The sequence below is a fragment of the Bradyrhizobium sp. STM 3843 genome, from assembly GCF_000239815.1.
GTDB lineage: Bacteria > Pseudomonadota > Alphaproteobacteria > Rhizobiales > Xanthobacteraceae > Bradyrhizobium.
Genome location: NZ_CAFK01000191.1, coordinates 1 through 17,009 on the forward strand (window position 1 = coordinate 1; position 17,009 = coordinate 17,009).

Sequence of the window (17,009 nt, forward strand, 5' to 3'; positions counted from 1 at the left end):
AAGCAGGCCGCCTAACCGCAGCCGTTTCAGGAGTAGCGTTAAGATGAGCATCAAGACCGAAACCAGCGACGGCGCGGTTGCTGAATATGTCACCGCCGTGATCGGCGGCCAGCTGTTCGGCCTGCCGATCTCGCGCGTGCAGGACGTGTTCATGCCGGAACGGCTGACGCGGGTGCCGCTGTCGTCAGTAGAGATCGCGGGCGTTCTGAACCTGCGCGGCCGCATCGTCACGGTGATCGACATGCGTGCGCGGCTCGGCCTCGCCAAGGCCGATGACGGCAGACCGCCGATGGCAGTCGGCGTCGACCTGCGCGGAGAATCCTACGGCCTCCTGATCGACCAGATCGGCGAAGTGCTGCGCCTGCCCGAAGAGAGCCGCGAAGAGAATCCGGTCAATCTCGATCCGCGGATGGCGAAGCTTGCGGGCGGTGTGCACCGCCTCGATGGCCAGCTGATGGTCATTCTCGACGTCGATCGCGTCCTCGAGCTGGCGCAGGACAAGATGGCCGCCTAGACCTGTCGAGATCAGGCCATGGGCACAACAGCAAATAAGTCAGAAACCTGAGAGGCCGACATGAGAACCTGTTTGGTAGTCGACGATTCGAGCGTCATCCGCAAAGTCGCGCGACGCATTCTGGAAGGCTTGGACTTCCAGATCATAGAGGCCGAGGACGGCGAACAGGCGCTGGAGATCTGCAAGCGCGGTCTGCCGGATGCCGTTCTGCTCGACTGGAACATGCCGGTGATGGACGGCTATGAATTCCTCGGCGCGCTCAGGCGCTTGCCCGGCGGCGACGGACCGAAGGTCGTGTTCTGCACGACGGAGAACGATGTCGCCCACATTGCCCGCGCACTGCATGCCGGCGCCAATGAGTACATCATGAAGCCGTTCGACAAGGACATCGTGACGGCCAAATTCATGGAAGTCGGACTGATCTGAAGTCGTTTTGCCGGAGGGCGAAGGGACGTCATCGGTTCTTGTGTTCGGTACTGCCGTTCCGCTGAGGCTCCGGCCTGTTTGGGTGATCAATGCGCGTCGCGTTAGCAAGTTCTTCGATCCCGGGCTCGAGCAGCCAAGAGCCGCTGCGGGTGATGGTCGTCGACGATTCCGTTGTGATTCGCGGCATGATCTCCCGCTGGATCGGGTCCGAGCCCGACATGGTCGTGGTCGCGTCGCTCAGGACGGGGCTTGAAGCGGTCAACCAGCTCGAGCGTGTCAATCCCGACGTCGCCGTGCTCGATATCGAAATGCCGGAGCTCGACGGCATCGCGGCGTTGCCGAAGATGCTTGCCAAGAAGCGCAACCTCGCCGTGATCATGGCCTCGACGCTGACGCGCCGCAATGCGGAGATCAGCTTCAAGGCATTGTCGCTCGGCGCGGCCGACTACATTCCGAAGCCGGAAAGCACACGCGAGCCGGCTGCGGCGGACATCTTCCATCATGATCTGATCCAGAAGATCCGCACCCTCGGCGGCAAGGCGCGCCGCTCCGGACACGTGTCGCCGATGCATGCGCCGGCTCCGACACTGGTGCCGGTCCCGGGGCAGAGGCCGTCGTTGGTGCGTCCGCTGACCACGGTGCCTCCAGCGGTTCAGCCCGCCGCGCCCATGGCGCTGGCCCGGCGCGCGTTCAGCTCGCAGACGCCGCGCGTGCTCCTGATCGGCTCGTCCACGGGTGGCCCCCAGGCCCTGATGGCGCTGGTGACCGAGCTCGGTCCGGTGATCGATCGTGTCCCGGTGCTGATCACCCAGCACATGCCGCCGACCTTCACCACCATCTTGGCTGAGCATCTGGCGCGCTCGAGCCGGCGCCCGGCGCATGAAGCCGTCGATGGCGAGGTGGTCAAGGCTGGCCAGATCTATCTTGCCCCGGGTGGACGCCATATGCGCGTTGCCCGCCACGGGACGGATGTCGTGATCGCCCTCGACAACGGACCGCCGGTCAATTTCTGCAAGCCAGCGGTCGATCCGCTGTTCAGCTCGGCCATCGAGATCTGGCAAGGCACCACGCTCGCGGTCATCCTCACCGGCATGGGCTCCGACGGCATGCGCGGCGGCAAGGAGATCGTCGCGGCCGGCGGCAGCGTCATCGCCCAGGACGAGGCCACCAGCGTCGTCTGGGGCATGCCAGGCGCGGCCGCCAATGCCGGCATCTGCGCGGCCATCCTTCCCTTGAATCAGATCGCACCGAAGCTGGTCCGATTGTTTGCAGGAGACCGTTCGTGACGCCTCTGGACTATGAGTTCTTGCGTAAGCTCCTGAAGGAACGTTCCGGGCTCGACCTGTCGTCCGACAAGCAATATCTGGTCGAGAGCCGTCTGCTGCCGGTGGCCCGCCGCACCGGCCTCGCCGGGATCACTGAACTCGTGCAGAAGATGAAGAGCGGCGCGGAGGCGCTGACCTCCGAGGTGGTGGAGGCCATGACCACCAACGAGACGTTCTTCTTTCGCGACAAGATTCCGTTCGATCATCTGCGGGACGCGATCCTGCCGGCGTTGATCCAGTCGCGCGCCAACCGGCGCTCCATTCGCATATGGTCGGCGGCAAGCTCGACCGGCCAGGAGCCCTATTCGATCGCGATGTGCCTGCGCGAATATGGACCGGCGCTGTCGGGCTGGCGCATCGAGATCGTCGCCACCGACCTGTCGCAGGAGGTGCTGGAGAAGTCCAAGGCCGGCCTCTACAGCCAGTTCGAGGTCCAGCGCGGGCTGCCGATTCAGCTGCTCGTGAAATACTTCACCCAACTCGGCGAGGTCTGGCAGCTTTCCGCCGATATCCGCGGCATGGTCCAGCATCGGCAGCTCAACCTGCTGCAGGACTTCTCCCATCTCGGCAAGTTCGACGTCATCTTCTGCCGCAACGTGCTGATCTATTTCGATCAGGAGACCAAGGCCGCGATCTTCGAACGGCTCGCCAAGGTGCTCGAGCCCGACGGCACGCTGATCCTGGGAGCGGCGGAGTCCGTGGTCGGGATCACCGATACGTTCCGGCCGAGCCAGGAGCGGCGCGGCCTTTATCAGCTCAATCCGGCGCGCGGGGCGCGGCCGATCGGAGCCGCCATGCCGCTCGGGCTGAAGGTCGTCGCCGCGCGCTGATCCCCGTTGCATCGGGCCGGGCGCGGAAGCGCGTCCGGCCTGCGCCTCCGTTCCCAGTCACACAAGTCCTGCCACGCCAGCCATTCGCTGTCGCGAAATAAGACGCGACGGCGCGGAACCTTTTCCCGTTCTGCCCGTTTCCACCCTCCGTACGGGTAGAACGTTCCTTGGCAGGGGGCTCAATGAAGGCGAGTGTGCGTCCGAAGGTAGTGGCGCGGGATCTTCCCGTGATCGAAAAGTCCCCGACCGGGATCGACGGTTTGGATGAGGTCACGTTCGGAGGGCTGCCAAAGGGACGGCCCACCCTGCTGTGCGGCGCGGCCGGTTGCGGCAAGACGCTGTTTGCGATGACCTTCCTGTACAATGGCGCGGTTCAATTTGGCGAGCCGGGCGTGTTCATCGCGTTCGAGGAGCAGCCCGAAGATCTGATCAAGAATGTCGGCTCGCTCAGCTATGACATCCAGAAGCTGATCGCCGACAAGAAGATTGCCATCGACCACATTCATCTCGATCGTAACGAGGTCGAGGAGGCCGGCGAATATGATCTCGAGGGCCTTTTCATCAGGATCGGCTTTGCGATCGACGCGATCGGGGCCAAGCGCGTCGTCATCGATACGATCGAGACGCTGTTCGGCGGTCTGGACAATCAGGCCGTGCTGCGCTCGGAGCTGCGCCGCCTGTTCGAGTGGCTGAAGTCGAAAGGCGTGACCGCCATCATCACCGGCGAGCGCGGCGACGGCACGCTGACCCGCTATGGACTGGAGGAATATGTCGCCGATTGCGTGATCCTGCTCGACAACCGCGTGCACGACCAGCTTTCGACGCGGCGGCTGCGCGTGGTGAAATACCGCGGCACCGCGCACGGCACCAACGAATATCCCTTCATCATCGACCAGGAAGGCATCACGGTGATGCCGATCACCTCGTCGGGCCTGGCGCATGGCGCCTCCACCGAGCGTGTGTCCAGCGGGATCGCCGATCTCGACCGGATGCTGGAGGGGACGGGATACTACAAGGGCTCCAGCATCCTGATTTCAGGCATGGCCGGCTCTGGGAAGTCGACGGTGTCGGCGCATTTTGCCAATTCGATCTGCGCCTCCGGTCAGCGCTGCATCTACTTCGCGCTGGAGGAATCGCCGCAGCAGATCATCCGCAACATGAGGTCGGTGGGACTCGACCTGCAGCGATGGGTCGAGCGCGGGTTGCTGCGCTTTTCCGCGCGTCGGCCCAATCTCTACGGCTTGGAGACGCACCTCGCGTCGATGCACCGCGAGGTCAGGGAGTTCGATCCCGCCGCCGTCGTGGTCGATCCGATCTCGGCGCTGATGGGGGCCGGGGTCGCGGGCGACGTGCATACGATGACCTTGCGGTTGATCGATTTCCTGAAGGCGCGCGGCGTCACGGCGCTGTTCACCAATCTCGGCGGCGGCACCGCGGAGACCGCCACCACCGAGATGCAGATCTCATCGCTCACCGACACCTGGCTCCTGCTCTACAACCGTGAGAGCAATGGCGAGCACAACCGCCAGCTCTATTTGTTGAAATCGCGCGGCATGGCGCATTCCAACCAGGTGCGCGAGTTTCTGATGACGTCCGAAGGCATTCGCCTGCGGGAGGTCTATATCGGTCCCGAAGGCGTGCTCACCGGCTCGGCGCGGCTCGCGCAGGAGGCCAAGGACCGGGCGGATCGGATGCTGCGCGATCAGGAGATCGAGCGGCGCAGCCGCGAGGTCGAACGCCGTCGCCGCGAAATCAGCGCGCAGATCGAGGCGCTCAACGCTCAGCTCGCGACCGAAGAGCACGAGATTGCACTTCTCAATCGCGAAGCCAATGCGCGGGAGGATCGGCTCTCTGCCGACCGCACCGCGATGTCGAGGAGCCGCTCGTCCGGCCGCGAAGCTAGCCCGCCCTCCAATCTCAGGATATCCGAGCAGTGACGGCCGCAATGACCGAACAAGACGGCTACAATCTCCGCCTCTACGTGGCGGGTCAGACCCCCAAATCAGTCGCCGCGATCGCAAATCTGAAGAAGCTGTGCGAGACCCATCTGCCCGGGCGCTACACGATCGAGGTGATCGATCTGATGAAGGACCCGGCGTTGGCGCAGCGCGACCAGATCGTGGCGATCCCGACCCTGATCCGGCAATTGCCGGAGCCGCTGAAACGGATCATCGGCGACCTCTCCAATGCCGAGAAGGTGCTGGTCGGTCTCGACATCGCACCGAGCTGATGGAGCAGGCGTGACCTTATCGACCAGGACCGTGCAGGACGAGCGCCCCCGCAACGAAGCGGAGGAAACCGTCGAGGCGATCCACCAGGGCAATGTCGATGCCGTCGTCGTCCAGGGTCCCGAAGGTCCGCAGGTCATCATGCTACAGGGCGCGGACGCGCCCTATCACGTCTTGGTCGAGCGCATGAGCGACGGCGCGCTGACGCTCGATGGCAGCGGCAGCATCGTCTACGTCAATTCCCGGCTGTGCGCGCTGACGGCACAGACCACAGCTGAGCTGGTCGGCCGCAACTTTGCGTCGTTGTTCTCCGGCGCCGTGCCGGTGCAGAGCGCGGACGACAGCGCGAGCGAAGCGCAGCTCATCCGCGCCGATGGCGGTCCGCTGCCGGTGTCGGTGTGGATGCGCCAGATGACGATGGGCGGCGTGGTCGCGACCCTCGTCACCTTGACCGATCTGTCGATCCACCGCCATGCCGAGGAGGTCGCGAGCGCCGAGCGGTTTGCGCGATCGATCCTGGAGCAGGCCACGGACGCGATCGTGGTGCTGGCGCTCGACGGCCGCATCACCCATGCCAGCGGCGTCGCCGAGCAGCTCGCGGGCGCCTCGCCGGTGGGACAGCTGTTCTCGGATGCGTTTCCGCTGGATGCGCAGAGCGCAAGACACCAGGGCACATTGGCGCGCTTCTCGCGCGAGAGCCTGGACCGTGCGCTGGCGACCAAGCCGTTTCACGGCGTCGAGGTCAAGTTGCGCAAGGAGGGCCTTTCCGGGCGCTCCTTCCTGCTCAGCGCGGGCCCATTGGTGAACGATGCCAAGGCGATCGTGGGCTCGATCGTCACCTTGATCGACATCACCGAACGCAAGCGCGCCGAAGAGCAGCAGACCATGCTGGTCGCGGAGCTCAATCATCGGGTCAAGAACATCCTGGCGATCGTGCAGTCGGTGGCCGGGCAGACGCTGCGCACCTCGCCATCCTTGCCGGCCTTCAACAAGGCGTTCTCCGGCAGAATCCAGGCGGTCTCGATCGCCCACGATATCCTCACCCAGACGCGCTGGATCGGCATCGGACTGAACGAGCTGCTGTCCACCGTGCTCGCGCCCTATGGCATCGGCGAGGGGCGGCTGATCACGGAAGGCGCACCCGTGCTGCTCGAGGCGCGCCTGGTGCTGCCGCTCTCGATGGTGCTGCATGAGCTCGCGACCAATGCCTCCAAATACGGTGCGCTGTCGGCGCCGTTCGGAAAGGTCGCGATCTCCTGGCGTCTCCGCGACGATGGCCGCAGGCTCGAACTGATCTGGCTCGAGCGCGGCGGACCTGCGGTCGAGCATCGCGGAGCGCGCGGCTTTGGCACGACATTGATCGACCGCGTAGTGCGCTTCGACCTGGATGGCGAGGCCAGTCTGGACTTTCCGCCCGAAGGCCTCCGCTGCGTGCTTGGCTTTGCGCTCAGTGCCGAAACCTCTCCAGAGGAGCTCCCGGGGTCGGCCGTGCGGACGGATTAGGACGTGTATTCGTTGGCGCCGAGCCATAGCCCGATCGAGGCGAGTTTGATAGCGGCCAAGTAGCTGGCGGCCAGCCTATCGCAGCTTCAGCAGATACCGTTGATGCCTTCTGTCGGCCCGTGGCGGAACTTGACGTTTCGCCGCGAGCGCATACGCTTCAAGCTGCCATCCGGGCGGGCACCAATGCAAATCTTTACGGTGCTCGCTCTTCTTATTTCAGCAGCTTCGACTTGATCGGCGTTGGACCAGCGCCGCATAAAATTGGCGATAGGGGGCGATTGTGGGTGTACTGATTTCCGATGAACTCAAGGATGATCCGAAACTGGATGCTTGTGCCACGACACCAAGTGCGCATTTGAAAGTTGGCAGCCCGCCAGGTCCGCACATTTTGAAGGTTCAGCTCGCTTTGGAAAGACTCCGGCCGACGGGGCCGAAGATTGACGACGCCGAGAAAAGAGCGATGCGGTACGGGCCGACCACGGCCGCCGCTGTCTTGAACTACAAGAAAACCCACGTTCCACCGATCATCAACACCGCTTATCAGCACGATGTTGATCCAATCTGCGGACAGATGACCATCAAGGCGATGGACGCCGACTTGAACGGCACGCCGCTCTCCGACCGGGAAGCGGTTGCCGATCGCGCGCACGAAGCGAGCCGCGCCGCACTGCGCGTCGCCTTGACCCACCTGAGAAGTCTACGAACTGACATCAATCTTCTGCCGTCCAGCTCCGACCCGGCATTTGGCGCGGCGATGGTCAACCTGCTGTTCAAGCACAAGAGAAACATCGCAGTTCTGGCCAGGCGCCTGGTGCTGACGCCGGATCCAAACAGTCAGGCGTTCAAGGATGCTCTGGCCAAAGTGATCCTGCTTTGTGAGCGGAATCTCGCGCAGGCGAAGACGATCAAGGTCGCCGGCACGACGGGATTTTGCGCCGGGCACCCAGGCGACCACGCCAGGACCAGTGCCAGCGTGCCTGATCCCAAAACCCATCTGTGCGAGATATTCTTCACAAACGATGGTCTGGACCTGCAACGCGACGTGATCACACACGAGTATTTTCATATCCAGGGCTTGGGCGACAACTCAGTCACGAACACGGCCCAGGCGTTCACGAACGCCAATACCATCGCGCAGATCGTGGCGTTGCTGGCGGATCGCTTTCGGCAGAGGAATTCGGATGGCGGAGAACCGGCTGTGCCGCCGCTGCCGGCGCCATGAGCGAAGACCACTTACGATCGTGGTGACAGATCGTCGGAAAGGCGACGGGGGCGCGATCAGAGCGAAGCTGACACGACCGAATTTATGAGCTCGCGCCCTGGCTCTTCGAGAATGTCTCTTCGCAAATCCGCCGCAGCGCCTGTTCGTTGAAGGGCTTGGCAAGCCGCGGGAGCGACCGGAATGCCGGCGGAAACAGCGTGGCGTCGTCATAGCCCGAGGTGATGACGAGCTTCAGCTTCTGCTCGACCAGCTGCGGCAGAATGTCGAAGATCTGCTCGCCGCGCAGGTTGACGTCGAGCAGCGCACCGTCCAGCCCGCCGCGCTGGGCCTCGCGCAGCACGTCGTCAACGCGTGATACCGGCCCGACTACCTCACAGCCGAAGTCCTGGAGGATCGTCTCGAGCTCGAGTGCGATCAGGCCCTCATCCTCGGCGACCAGGATGCGCAGGCCCGCAAGGGGCGAATCTGTCGGCGCCATGGCGTTCAATCTTGCGGTCGTAAAGGGTCTCGTTGCGGAGCGGTTCCGCCCCTGCCTTTCTAGCGCTCCTCCCGGCCATGTCGAGCCGTTTTCGCGGGTGGGAACCGCAACCGGGAAGGAGCGTCCCGGTGCGGTTAAAGAATCGCGTGCGGCAGGAAGCGGGAGCTGTTGCCGGTGATCGGGGTTTCGTCTTCCCGGATCGACAGGCCGCACGGCTCATGCGCCACCAGCCAGCTGCCGATCACCGGAAACACGCCGCCGAAATCCGGCAGCGGTGCCAGGGCCTGACGGATGAAGCCTTCGGCGCCATAGGGACCGTCCTGCGCACTTACCGCGACGCCGTCGGCGACCAGGCTGACATTGGCGCCCTCGCGCGAGAACAGCGGCTTGCGGACGAAGCTTGGGCCGAGACTGGCCGCCCTCGGATCGTCCTCGAAAAACGCCGGCAGCAGGTTCGGATGTCCCTCGAACATCTCCCAGAGCAGGGGCAGGATGCCCTTGTTGGACAGCACCGCCTTCCATGGCGGCTCGATCCAGCGCGTCGCAGCCTGCTCTAATCGCGCGCCGAACGCGTCCTGAAACATCCATTCCCAGGGATAGAGCTTGAACACCAGCGCCATGTCGTTGCCGTCGAGATCGACAAAGCCGCCGCCGTCGTCGCGCCAGCCGATGTCTTCGATGTCGAGCAGGGTGGTCGCAAGCCCCGCCTGGCTTGCAGTGTCGGCGAGATAGGCAAGCGTTCCGGCATCCTCGCTATCGCTGGTAAGGCCGGTCAAATGCAGATGATGGCTGCCGCCGAAGTCCTGCCAGCGTGCGATCAGCCGTTCGTGGATCGAATTGTACTGGTCGGCCCGCTGCGGGATGATCCGGCGCTCGATCGCCTGCTCGAGCCAGGTCCACTGAAACACTGCCGCCTCGAAGATCGAGGTCGGGGTGTCGGCGTTGTATTCGAGCAGCTTGGCCGAGCCGTGGCCGCCATAGCTGAGATCGAAGCGGCCATACAGGCTCTTGTCGTCGCGTTGCCAGCTTGCGGCCAGCAGCGGCCAGAAGGCTTGCGGGATTTGCAGGCGGCGGAGCAGCCGCTCATCATCGAGGATGCGGCCAGCCGCTTCGAGGCACATCTCCTCGATCTCGGCGGTCGGGGCCTCGATGTCGCGCTCGATGTCGTCGAGTGTGAACGCGTAGTAGCCGCGTTCGTCCCAATAGCGCTCGCCGTCGATGGTGTGGAAGTCGAATCCACATTGCGCGGCGGTGTCTCGCCAGTCGTCACGCTCCGGACAGGCGATGCGCTGCATCGATCTAACTAGCCGCCGGCGTGGCCGTGACCATGCCCGCCGTGACCGTGCCCATGAAAATGGTGCACGGCAGCGCCGAAGCCGCCGTGAATCGCTCGGCAATAAGGTTGACCGTCCGGTCCGGGCAAGGTTTCGAGCCCGGGACCGCAGGGCCGCGCGCGCGTGAAGCCCATGGAGACCGCGCCGACTGCCGCAGTCCCCATCATTGTCAGCACCACGCGGCGCGACCGTTTCATCGGTCTATCCCCGATCAGTTAGACGTCTCTTTTGTTATGATTTTGTAGTCTGTGTCAAAGATCCATTTACAAATCACCACGCAAAGGCGGTGATTTCACGGCGATGCGGGGGCCTTTGTTTAGCCGCCTCCGGAAAACCCAAAGCCATGTGCGAACGCGCCGAAGCCGCCGCGACTGATATGACCGGATGAGCTCTCGGAGCTTCCGCCCGATCCGCCGCTTCTGCTGGAATCGCTGTCGGCAAATCGCCAATGGCCGCCACCGCCAGAGCCGCCGGACGACGAGCCGCTGCGTGAACAGGCGTCGGCGGTCTGCGGTGGCGCGGCCATGGTGGGCGAGGCCGGCTCGCAGCTCCTGCGCGGCATCAGCGTCGCGGCGGTGCCGCCGACGGCAAGCGTGCCCATCAGCAGCAGCGCAACATGGCCGGAGCGCTTGGCCGGCGGTGACGGCGTCGGCGGCCGAAGCGGCTTGCGCTTGCCGAATTCGGTGCGATGCTCGGTCATGGTCAGGTGATCATCGACGCTGCATTCAGCGCGCCGGCCGAGAGCGAGGCGAGACCGAGCCAGATCGCAGGCGCAAGCTCGCCGGCCGCGATCCGCTGCGACAGGTTCGGCACCGGGATCTTGACCAGATAATAGACGATGACCTGAACGATCAGCGCGATCAGGGCCCAGATCAGGCAGTCCACCACATTGACCGAATGGGCGATGGCGCTGACCAGCGGCAAGGTGAAGCCGAGCAGGCTTAGGCCGAGCGCGATCGCGGCGGCCGGATCATTGTCGCGGATCAGTTGGAATTCGTTGTGCGGGGTGACGCGCGTATAGACGAAAAGGTATGCTGTCACCGCGATGATCGCGGTGCAGAAATAGACCAGGAACGCCGGCAGCCCGGCAAGCGATTGCAGGATCATGATCAGGCCCGGCGGAAACGCGCCCCATTGTCGCACGCTTGTTTCGTCGGCACACCGCAATTGCCGGTTCAAAGCTAACAAAGTCTATGCGTCGGCAGCCTAATCCAGCATGAGCAGCACCGAATCTCCGGTCTTTCGCGTATGTAAGCTCAATGCATCTGCAAACCCCTCGGCGTCGCCGGCGTGCAGCAGCGCCATGAATGCCTCATGCTCGGCGACCGACTCGCTCCAGCGCCTGGCGTCGTAGTTCGCCACGGCCCGCGCGCGAAATACGCTTCGCTGCAGGATGCTCCAGATGTTGAACAGCACGCTGTTGCCGGCGAGCCTGGTGATCTCGCTATGGATCTGCTGGTTCAACCGGAAATAGGTCGCACGCTGCGCAGCACGATGCAGCTCGACCAGCTCGGCATGCATCGCGTCGAGCCGCGTGATGTCGTCAGCTGATGCGCGGTTTGCTGCCTGGAAGCCTGCGCTGCGGTCGAGCGCGACCATGACGTCGAAAATCTCGGCGATCTCGGCGCGGTCGATCGGCGCCACCACCGGCGTGCGGTGAGGCCGCAATTCGATCAGGCCCTCCGCCGCCAGGATCTTGAATGCCTCCCGCAACGGCGTGCGCGACACGCCGAAGGTCTCGCACAGCATGCGCTCGGGCAGTGGCGCGCCGGCGGCGAGTTCGCCGTCGACGATCATCTCGCGCACCTTGGCGACGAGCTGGTCGTGCAACGACATTCGATCCAGCGGGCGCTTCGAATGGTCCGACGACAGTTTGAGCCGCGCCGGCTTGAAGCGCGTCTTCAGTCTGGTCCGTGGTGCGGATGCGCTCATGATGGCGATGGCTGCTCCCGGATGCTGTGCCTGGAAAGCAGGCGCAGTGCCCACAGATCGGGCGTTTTCTGATTCTGGATAATCAATCTTATCGATTGAATATACTATGGAAAATCAAAATTGCATACCGCATCCAGATGGCACGTCACTTGCTAACTGTCTGCTGACCTTTTCTGGCTGCGGACCCATTCGCGTCGACCGTGGAGATCAAAGTGACACGCTGTCTGTTTGCCATCCTGACCGCGCTCGTGCTGCTTGCACCCATGCCGGGCTTTGCGCAGGACGAGGCCAGGATCAAGCTGGGCTATGCCAAATGCGCCCATTGCACGCCGATGTCGCTGACGCCGCAATTCGCGCAAGGAGTGGAGATCGACGCGGTCGGCTTCAACACCGGCACTGACGCCCTGACCGCTCTGGTGTCGAAGAACATCGAGGTCGCGCAGGTGACCTATCTGCATTATGCGATCGCGCTCGATAAGGGTTTTGATGTCGTTGCGATCTCCGGCCAGGTCAATGGCGGCTCGGCGCTACTGCTGGCCAATGACCTCGACATCGCGCAGAACGACTGGGGTGCGCTGAAGGCGCTGATCGCGAAGTACAAGGCGGAGGGCAAGCCGTTCCGGGTCGCGGCCTCGCGCGGCAATGCGCAGGACATTCACATGCGCGGCGCCTTCGCCAAGCAGGGCATCGACATCAACAAGGACGTGCAGTTCGTCAACATCCCGAATCCGTCGGATCATCTGCAGGCGCTGCGCCGTGGCGAGGTCGAGCTGATCTGCACGGTCGAGCCGTTCGCCACCCAGATCATGCAGGCCAAGGCCGCGAAGTTCTTCGGCTTCCCCTATGACCAGGCGGCCGGCAAGTTGACCAACCTGATCGTGACCCGCTCCGACGTGATCGCCGCCAAGCCGAAGGCGCTGGAAGAAACCGTGCGCGCCGTCGTCAAGGTCGATGAGCACATCGCGGCCGACAAGCCGGCGCTGGTCGAGGTGATCAGCAAGATCACCGGGCTCGACAAGGCGATCGCGACCGGCGCGATCGACAATCTCGATCCGGACCCGAAGATGTATCGGGCATCGGCTGTGGCGATCGCCGCCATGATGCGCGACCTCAAATACATCAACTCCGACGTCACGGCCGCGGTCGAGAAGAACATGGACTATCGCTTCCTCGAGGCTGCGACCGGCAAGCCGAAGACCGAGCTCGGCTATTGAGATGAGCGCAATCGCTCACATCAGGAAGCTCGATCGCACTCTCGTTCCCATTCTGGTGCTCGCCGGGTGGGAGGCGTTCTCGCGCTCCGGCGCGCTGCCGGCGGCGCTGTTGCCGGCGCCCTCGACCGTGATCTGGGCCTGGGCGGATTGGGTGTTCGGCACCGACGGCAACACCCAGACCTACAGCGGCCATTGGCTGATCGACATGGCCGCCAGCCTGTCGCGCGTCGCCGCCGGCTTTGCCATCGCCACCCTGTTCGGCGTGGCGCTCGGCGTCGCCATCGGCTGGTCGCGCGCCACCGAGATCGTGATCGAGCCCACGCTGCAGATGCTCAGGCCGATCCCGCCGGTGTCGTGGATTCCGCTCGCCATCATCTGGTTCGGCATCGCCAACAAGCCGGCGATCTTCCTGGTCTTCCTCGGCGCCTTCTTCCCGATCCTGCTCAACACCATCCACGGCGTGAAGGGCTGCGACCGCAATCTGATCCGCGCTGGCGCCATGGTCGGCGGCAGCGAGCGCAAGCTGCTGCGCTACATCGTAGTGCCGGCAGCGCTGCCCAGCATCTTTGCGGGCTTGCGCATCGGCATCGGCTCGGCCTGGATGCTGACGGTGACGGCCGAGATGGTCGCGGTGAAAAGCGGGCTGGGCTATGTGCTGTGGGATTCCTACTACTTCCTGCGCTACGATCTGGTGCTGGCGGCGATGGCCAGCATCGGCCTGCTCGGCTTCCTGAGCGATCTCGCCATCCGCATGGTGATGGCGCGCGTGCTGCACTGGCAGCGCAACACGACCTTGCGCGGCGGGGCGTGACAATGGCTGCGATCGAGATCTCCCACGTCTCCAAGATCTTCAACGACAAGACGCGCAATTCCGATGTCGTCGCGCTCGACGACATCACCGTCTCGGTGGCGCGCAATCAATTCCTCTGCCTGCTCGGGCCCTCCGGCTGCGGCAAGTCGACCCTGCTCAACATGATCGCGGGCTTCGAGCAACCGAGCAGCGGGACCATCGCCGTCGACGGCCAACCGGTCATGGCGCCCGGCGCCGATCGCGGCGTCGTGTTCCAGCACGCCAATCTGATGCCGTGGCTGCCGGTGTGGGAGAATGTCGCCTTTCATCTCTTGCTCAGCGGCAGCCAGAAGGGCGAGCGCCGCGCCCGGGCGCAAGGCTTTATCGATATGGTCGGCCTCACCGGCTTCGAGAACCATTATCCGTCCGAACTGTCCGGCGGCATGAACCAGCGCGTCGGCATTGCGCGTGCGCTTCTGATGAACCCGCAGGTGATCCTGATGGACGAGCCGTTCGGTGCGCTCGATGAGCAGACCCGAATGGACATGCAGACCGAGCTGGTGCGGATCTGGCAGCAGCACCAGGGCACGATCGTGTTCGTCACCCATGGCATCGACGAGGCGCTGACGCTCGGCACCCATGTCGCGGTCATGAGCGCGCGTCCCGGCCGCATCCGCGAGATCATCCCGATCGACCTGCCGCGGCCGCGCGACATCACCTCGCCGCAGTTCAACGCGCTGAAGCGGCATATCCTTGCGCTTCTGCGCGGCGAACGGGCGCCGTCTCCCTTGGAAGTGGTCAATCAATGAACAGCAAACGTATTCTATTGGGCATGCTGACGCCGTCGTCGAACACGGCGCTGGAGCCGATCACCTCGGCGATGGTGGCTAACCTGCCTGAAGTGTCGGCGCACTTCTCGCGCTTCAAGGTGACGGAGATCGCACTCTCGGATCAGGCGCTGGCCCAGTTCGACAACAGCAACATCTTGCGCGCGGCGGAGCTTCTGGCCCATGCCAAGGTCGACGTGATCGGCTGGAACGGCACGTCCTCGGGCTGGCTCGGCTTCGACGCCGACGTGAAGCTGTGCGAACAGATCACGGCGGCGAGCGGCATTCCCGCCACCACCTCGATGCTGGCGCTGAACGAGATCCTCCATGAGACCAAGGTGACGAAGCTCGGCTATGTCACGCCCTATCTCGACGATGTGCAGGCGAGGATCATCGCCAATTACGAGACGCTCGGCATCGCCTGCCAGGCCGAGCGACATCTCGGGCTGCAGGACAATTTCTCCTTCTCCGAGGTGACGCCGGCGCAGCTTGCGACCATGCTGCGCGAGGTCGCGGCCGAGAAGCCCGAGGCAATCGCGATCATCTGCACCAATCTGAAGGCGGCGCCGCTGGTGCCGCGGCTCGAGCTGGAGACGGGGATTCCGATCTACGATACGATCGCGACCGTGGTGTGGAAGTGCCTGAAGATGGCGGGCGTCGAGCCCCGGCGCGTCAGCGAATGGGGTTCGTTGTTCCATAAACTTGCTTGAGGCTGTGCTTTGGGGAGGTGTGAAAGATGACCGCGTTCGACACTGTGATCCGCCACGGCACCGTGGTCACGGCGAGTGATACGTATCAGGCCGATGTCGCCATCAAGGACGGGCGCATCGGCGCGATCGGCGCGGCGATCACGGACGCTGCCGAGATCGTCGATGCCTCCGGCCTGCTGGTGCTGCCGGGCGGCATCGACAGCCATGTGCATATCTCTCAGCCGTCCGGCCCCGGCATCGTGATGGCCGACGATTTCGAGAGTGCGACGCGCGCCGCTGCGTTCGGCGGCAACACCTTCGTGATGCCCTATTGCCTGCAGGCCAAGGGCCAGCCCTTGCGCGAGGCGCTGAAGGACTATCACGCGCTGGCGCAGCAGGCCTGCTATATCGACCACTCCTTCCATTTGATCATCGCCGATCCGAGCGAGGCCGTGCTCGGCCAGGAGCTGCCGGCGCTGGTCGCCGACGGCTACACCTCGCTCAAGATTTTCATGACCTACCAGGATCTGGCTCTGAGCGATTTCCAGATTCTCGGCGTGCTCGACGTCGCCCGCGAAACCGGCGCGCTGGTGCAGATCCACGCCGAGAATTACGACGCGATCCGCTTCCTCACCGACAAGCTCGAACGCGCCGGCCAGATCGCGCCTTACTTCCACGGCAGGTCGCGGCCCATTCCGGTCGAGCGCGAGGCCACCCATCGCGCGATCTCGCTGGCCGAGCTGATCGACGTGCCCATCGTGATTGTGCACGTCTCCAACCGCGAGGCGATGGAGGAGATCCGTCGCGCGCAGATGCGCGGCCTGACAATCGTTGGCGAGACCTGCCCGCAATATCTGTTGCTGACGGAAGAGGACATGCAGGGCCTCAACATGGAAGGCGCCAAATATGTCTGCTCGCCGCCGCCGCGCGACAAGGTCAGCCAGCAGGCGTGCTGGGAGGGGCTGCAAAGGGGCGTGTTCGCGCTGTTCTCCTCGGATCATTGCCCGTTCCGCTACGACGACGAGGAAGGCAAGCTGACGCCGAAGGGGCGCACCAGCTTCCGCTGGGTGCCGAACGGCATTCCCGGCGTCGAGACCCGGCTGCCGATCCTGTTCTCGGAGGGCGTGAGCAAGGGCCGTATCAGTTTGAATCAGTTCGTCGCGTTGACCGCCACCAACCATGCCAAGACCTATGGCCTGAAGGGCAAAGGCTCGATCGCGATTGGCTACGACGCCGACATCGCGCTGTGGGATCCGACCAAGACGGCGAAGATCAGCCAGGCCGGCCTGCATCACGGCTCCGACTATACGCCCTATGAGGGCATCGAGATCACGGGCTGGCCAGTGGCGACGATGCTGCGCGGCCGCTTCGTGGTGCGCGACCGCAAGCTGGTCGGCGCCAAGGGCGACGGGCGCTACGTCACCCGCGGCAAGCCGGGGGCGTGATGCGAGGGCGATGATCTCTCGGCGAGTCATTGCTTCGTCGCTTCGCTCCAATGACGAAATCGTTGTCGGGAGTGGATCCGAGCTCTCACGACGACGGCGGTGAGCCCCTCCCCCTTGCGGGGAGGGGGCGGGGGTGGCGGTCCACGAGTCGCGCTCTTCATGAGGAGAGCTGACTCCAGGAAGACCTCACCGATCAAACGATAACGTCCTGATATAGGGCACACGCGTCCAACGAAGTTCAGCGCGTGCCGA

At 64.0% G+C, this 17,009-nt stretch carries 19 protein-coding genes; 13 read left to right on the forward strand and 6 right to left on the reverse strand.

The window, feature by feature from the left end:
• Positions 1-43 precede the first annotated feature (43 nt).
• The 8 genes from BRAS3843_RS19940 to BRAS3843_RS19975 all read left to right on the forward strand — a co-directional run bounded on the left by BRAS3843_RS19940 (position 44) and on the right by BRAS3843_RS19975 (position 8,048).
• Positions 44-514, forward strand: a complete 471-nt coding sequence (locus BRAS3843_RS19940; protein WP_008970815.1) for a chemotaxis protein CheW — start codon at positions 44-46, stop codon at positions 512-514.
• Between the two features lie 60 nt (positions 515-574).
• Entirely contained in the window at positions 575-940 is a 366-nt protein-coding gene (locus BRAS3843_RS19945) for a response regulator (protein WP_008970816.1), read from the forward strand.
• 89 nt (positions 941-1,029) lie between these two features.
• Positions 1,030-2,226 carry a chemotaxis response regulator protein-glutamate methylesterase gene (locus BRAS3843_RS19950; RefSeq protein WP_050886484.1) on the forward strand — a complete coding sequence of 399 codons (1,197 nt, stop codon included), beginning with the start codon at positions 1,030-1,032 and terminating at the stop codon, positions 2,224-2,226.
• Positions 2,223-3,095 (forward strand): protein-glutamate O-methyltransferase CheR, encoded by an 873-nt coding sequence (locus BRAS3843_RS19955; RefSeq protein ID WP_008970818.1) that lies wholly within the window; start codon positions 2,223-2,225, stop codon positions 3,093-3,095. Before BRAS3843_RS19950 ends, BRAS3843_RS19955 begins: the two co-directional genes overlap by 4 nt.
• Before the next feature lie 182 nt (positions 3,096-3,277).
• Positions 3,278-5,032 (forward strand): circadian clock protein KaiC, encoded by a 1,755-nt coding sequence (gene kaiC / locus BRAS3843_RS19960; RefSeq protein WP_008970819.1) that lies wholly within the window; start codon positions 3,278-3,280, stop codon positions 5,030-5,032.
• A complete protein-coding gene (locus BRAS3843_RS19965; RefSeq protein ID WP_035982264.1) occupies positions 5,029-5,325 on the forward strand; it encodes a circadian clock KaiB family protein in 297 nt (98 codons plus the stop codon). Before kaiC ends, BRAS3843_RS19965 begins: the two co-directional genes overlap by 4 nt.
• Before the next feature lie 31 nt (positions 5,326-5,356).
• Positions 5,357-6,826 carry an HWE histidine kinase domain-containing protein gene (locus BRAS3843_RS19970; RefSeq protein WP_347379584.1) on the forward strand — a complete coding sequence of 490 codons (1,470 nt, stop codon included), beginning with the start codon at positions 5,357-5,359 and terminating at the stop codon, positions 6,824-6,826.
• Between the two features lie 280 nt (positions 6,827-7,106).
• Positions 7,107-8,048, forward strand: coding sequence for a hypothetical protein (locus BRAS3843_RS19975; protein ID WP_139024926.1), 942 nt, complete (start codon positions 7,107-7,109; stop codon positions 8,046-8,048).
• Positions 8,049-8,130: 82 nt separating this feature from the next.
• Here the strand turns inward: BRAS3843_RS19975 and BRAS3843_RS19980 are convergent, their stop codons facing one another.
• From BRAS3843_RS19980 to BRAS3843_RS20000, 6 genes are all read right to left on the reverse strand, one after another.
• Positions 8,131-8,526 carry a response regulator gene (locus BRAS3843_RS19980; protein WP_008970823.1) on the reverse strand — a complete coding sequence of 132 codons (396 nt, stop codon included), beginning with the start codon at positions 8,524-8,526 and terminating at the stop codon, positions 8,131-8,133.
• Positions 8,527-8,660: 134 nt separating this feature from the next.
• Positions 8,661-9,821, reverse strand: coding sequence for a glutathionylspermidine synthase family protein (locus BRAS3843_RS19985; protein WP_008970824.1), 1,161 nt, complete (start codon positions 9,819-9,821; stop codon positions 8,661-8,663).
• 8 nt (positions 9,822-9,829) lie between these two features.
• Entirely contained in the window at positions 9,830-10,057 is a 228-nt protein-coding gene (locus tag BRAS3843_RS39730) for a hypothetical protein (protein ID WP_083841402.1), read from the reverse strand.
• Positions 10,058-10,176: 119 nt separating this feature from the next.
• On the reverse strand, positions 10,177-10,560 hold the full coding sequence (locus tag BRAS3843_RS19990; RefSeq protein WP_008970825.1) for a hypothetical protein: 384 nt from the start codon (positions 10,558-10,560) through the stop codon (positions 10,177-10,179).
• 2 nt (positions 10,561-10,562) lie between these two features.
• Complete coding sequence (locus tag BRAS3843_RS19995; RefSeq protein WP_008970826.1) at positions 10,563-10,967, reverse strand: DUF350 domain-containing protein; 405 nt, start codon at positions 10,965-10,967, stop codon at positions 10,563-10,565.
• Positions 10,968-11,066: 99 nt separating this feature from the next.
• Entirely contained in the window at positions 11,067-11,792 is a 726-nt protein-coding gene (locus BRAS3843_RS20000; protein ID WP_008970827.1) for a GntR family transcriptional regulator, read from the reverse strand.
• Positions 11,793-12,055: 263 nt separating this feature from the next.
• Between BRAS3843_RS20000 and BRAS3843_RS20005 the strand changes: the two genes are divergently transcribed.
• The 5 genes from BRAS3843_RS20005 to hydA are packed head-to-tail and all read left to right on the forward strand — an operon-like array spanning position 12,056 to position 16,757.
• Positions 12,056-13,006, forward strand: a complete 951-nt coding sequence (locus tag BRAS3843_RS20005) for an ABC transporter substrate-binding protein (RefSeq protein WP_050886485.1) — start codon at positions 12,056-12,058, stop codon at positions 13,004-13,006.
• Between the two features lies 1 nt (position 13,007).
• A complete protein-coding gene (locus BRAS3843_RS20010; RefSeq protein ID WP_008970829.1) occupies positions 13,008-13,817 on the forward strand; it encodes an ABC transporter permease in 810 nt (269 codons plus the stop codon).
• Between the two features lie 2 nt (positions 13,818-13,819).
• Positions 13,820-14,605: an ABC transporter ATP-binding protein gene (locus BRAS3843_RS20015; protein ID WP_008970830.1), complete on the forward strand. Its 786-nt coding sequence runs from the start codon at positions 13,820-13,822 to the stop codon at positions 14,603-14,605.
• Positions 14,602-15,333, forward strand: coding sequence for an aspartate/glutamate racemase family protein (locus BRAS3843_RS20020; RefSeq protein WP_008970831.1), 732 nt, complete (start codon positions 14,602-14,604; stop codon positions 15,331-15,333). Before BRAS3843_RS20015 ends, BRAS3843_RS20020 begins: the two co-directional genes overlap by 4 nt.
• A 26-nt stretch (positions 15,334-15,359) precedes the next feature.
• The gene (gene hydA / locus BRAS3843_RS20025) at positions 15,360-16,757 is read left to right on the forward strand and encodes a dihydropyrimidinase (RefSeq protein WP_008970832.1); all 1,398 of its coding nucleotides are present in this window, start codon (positions 15,360-15,362) and stop codon (positions 16,755-16,757) included.
• The last annotated feature ends 252 nt before the right edge of the window (positions 16,758-17,009 follow it).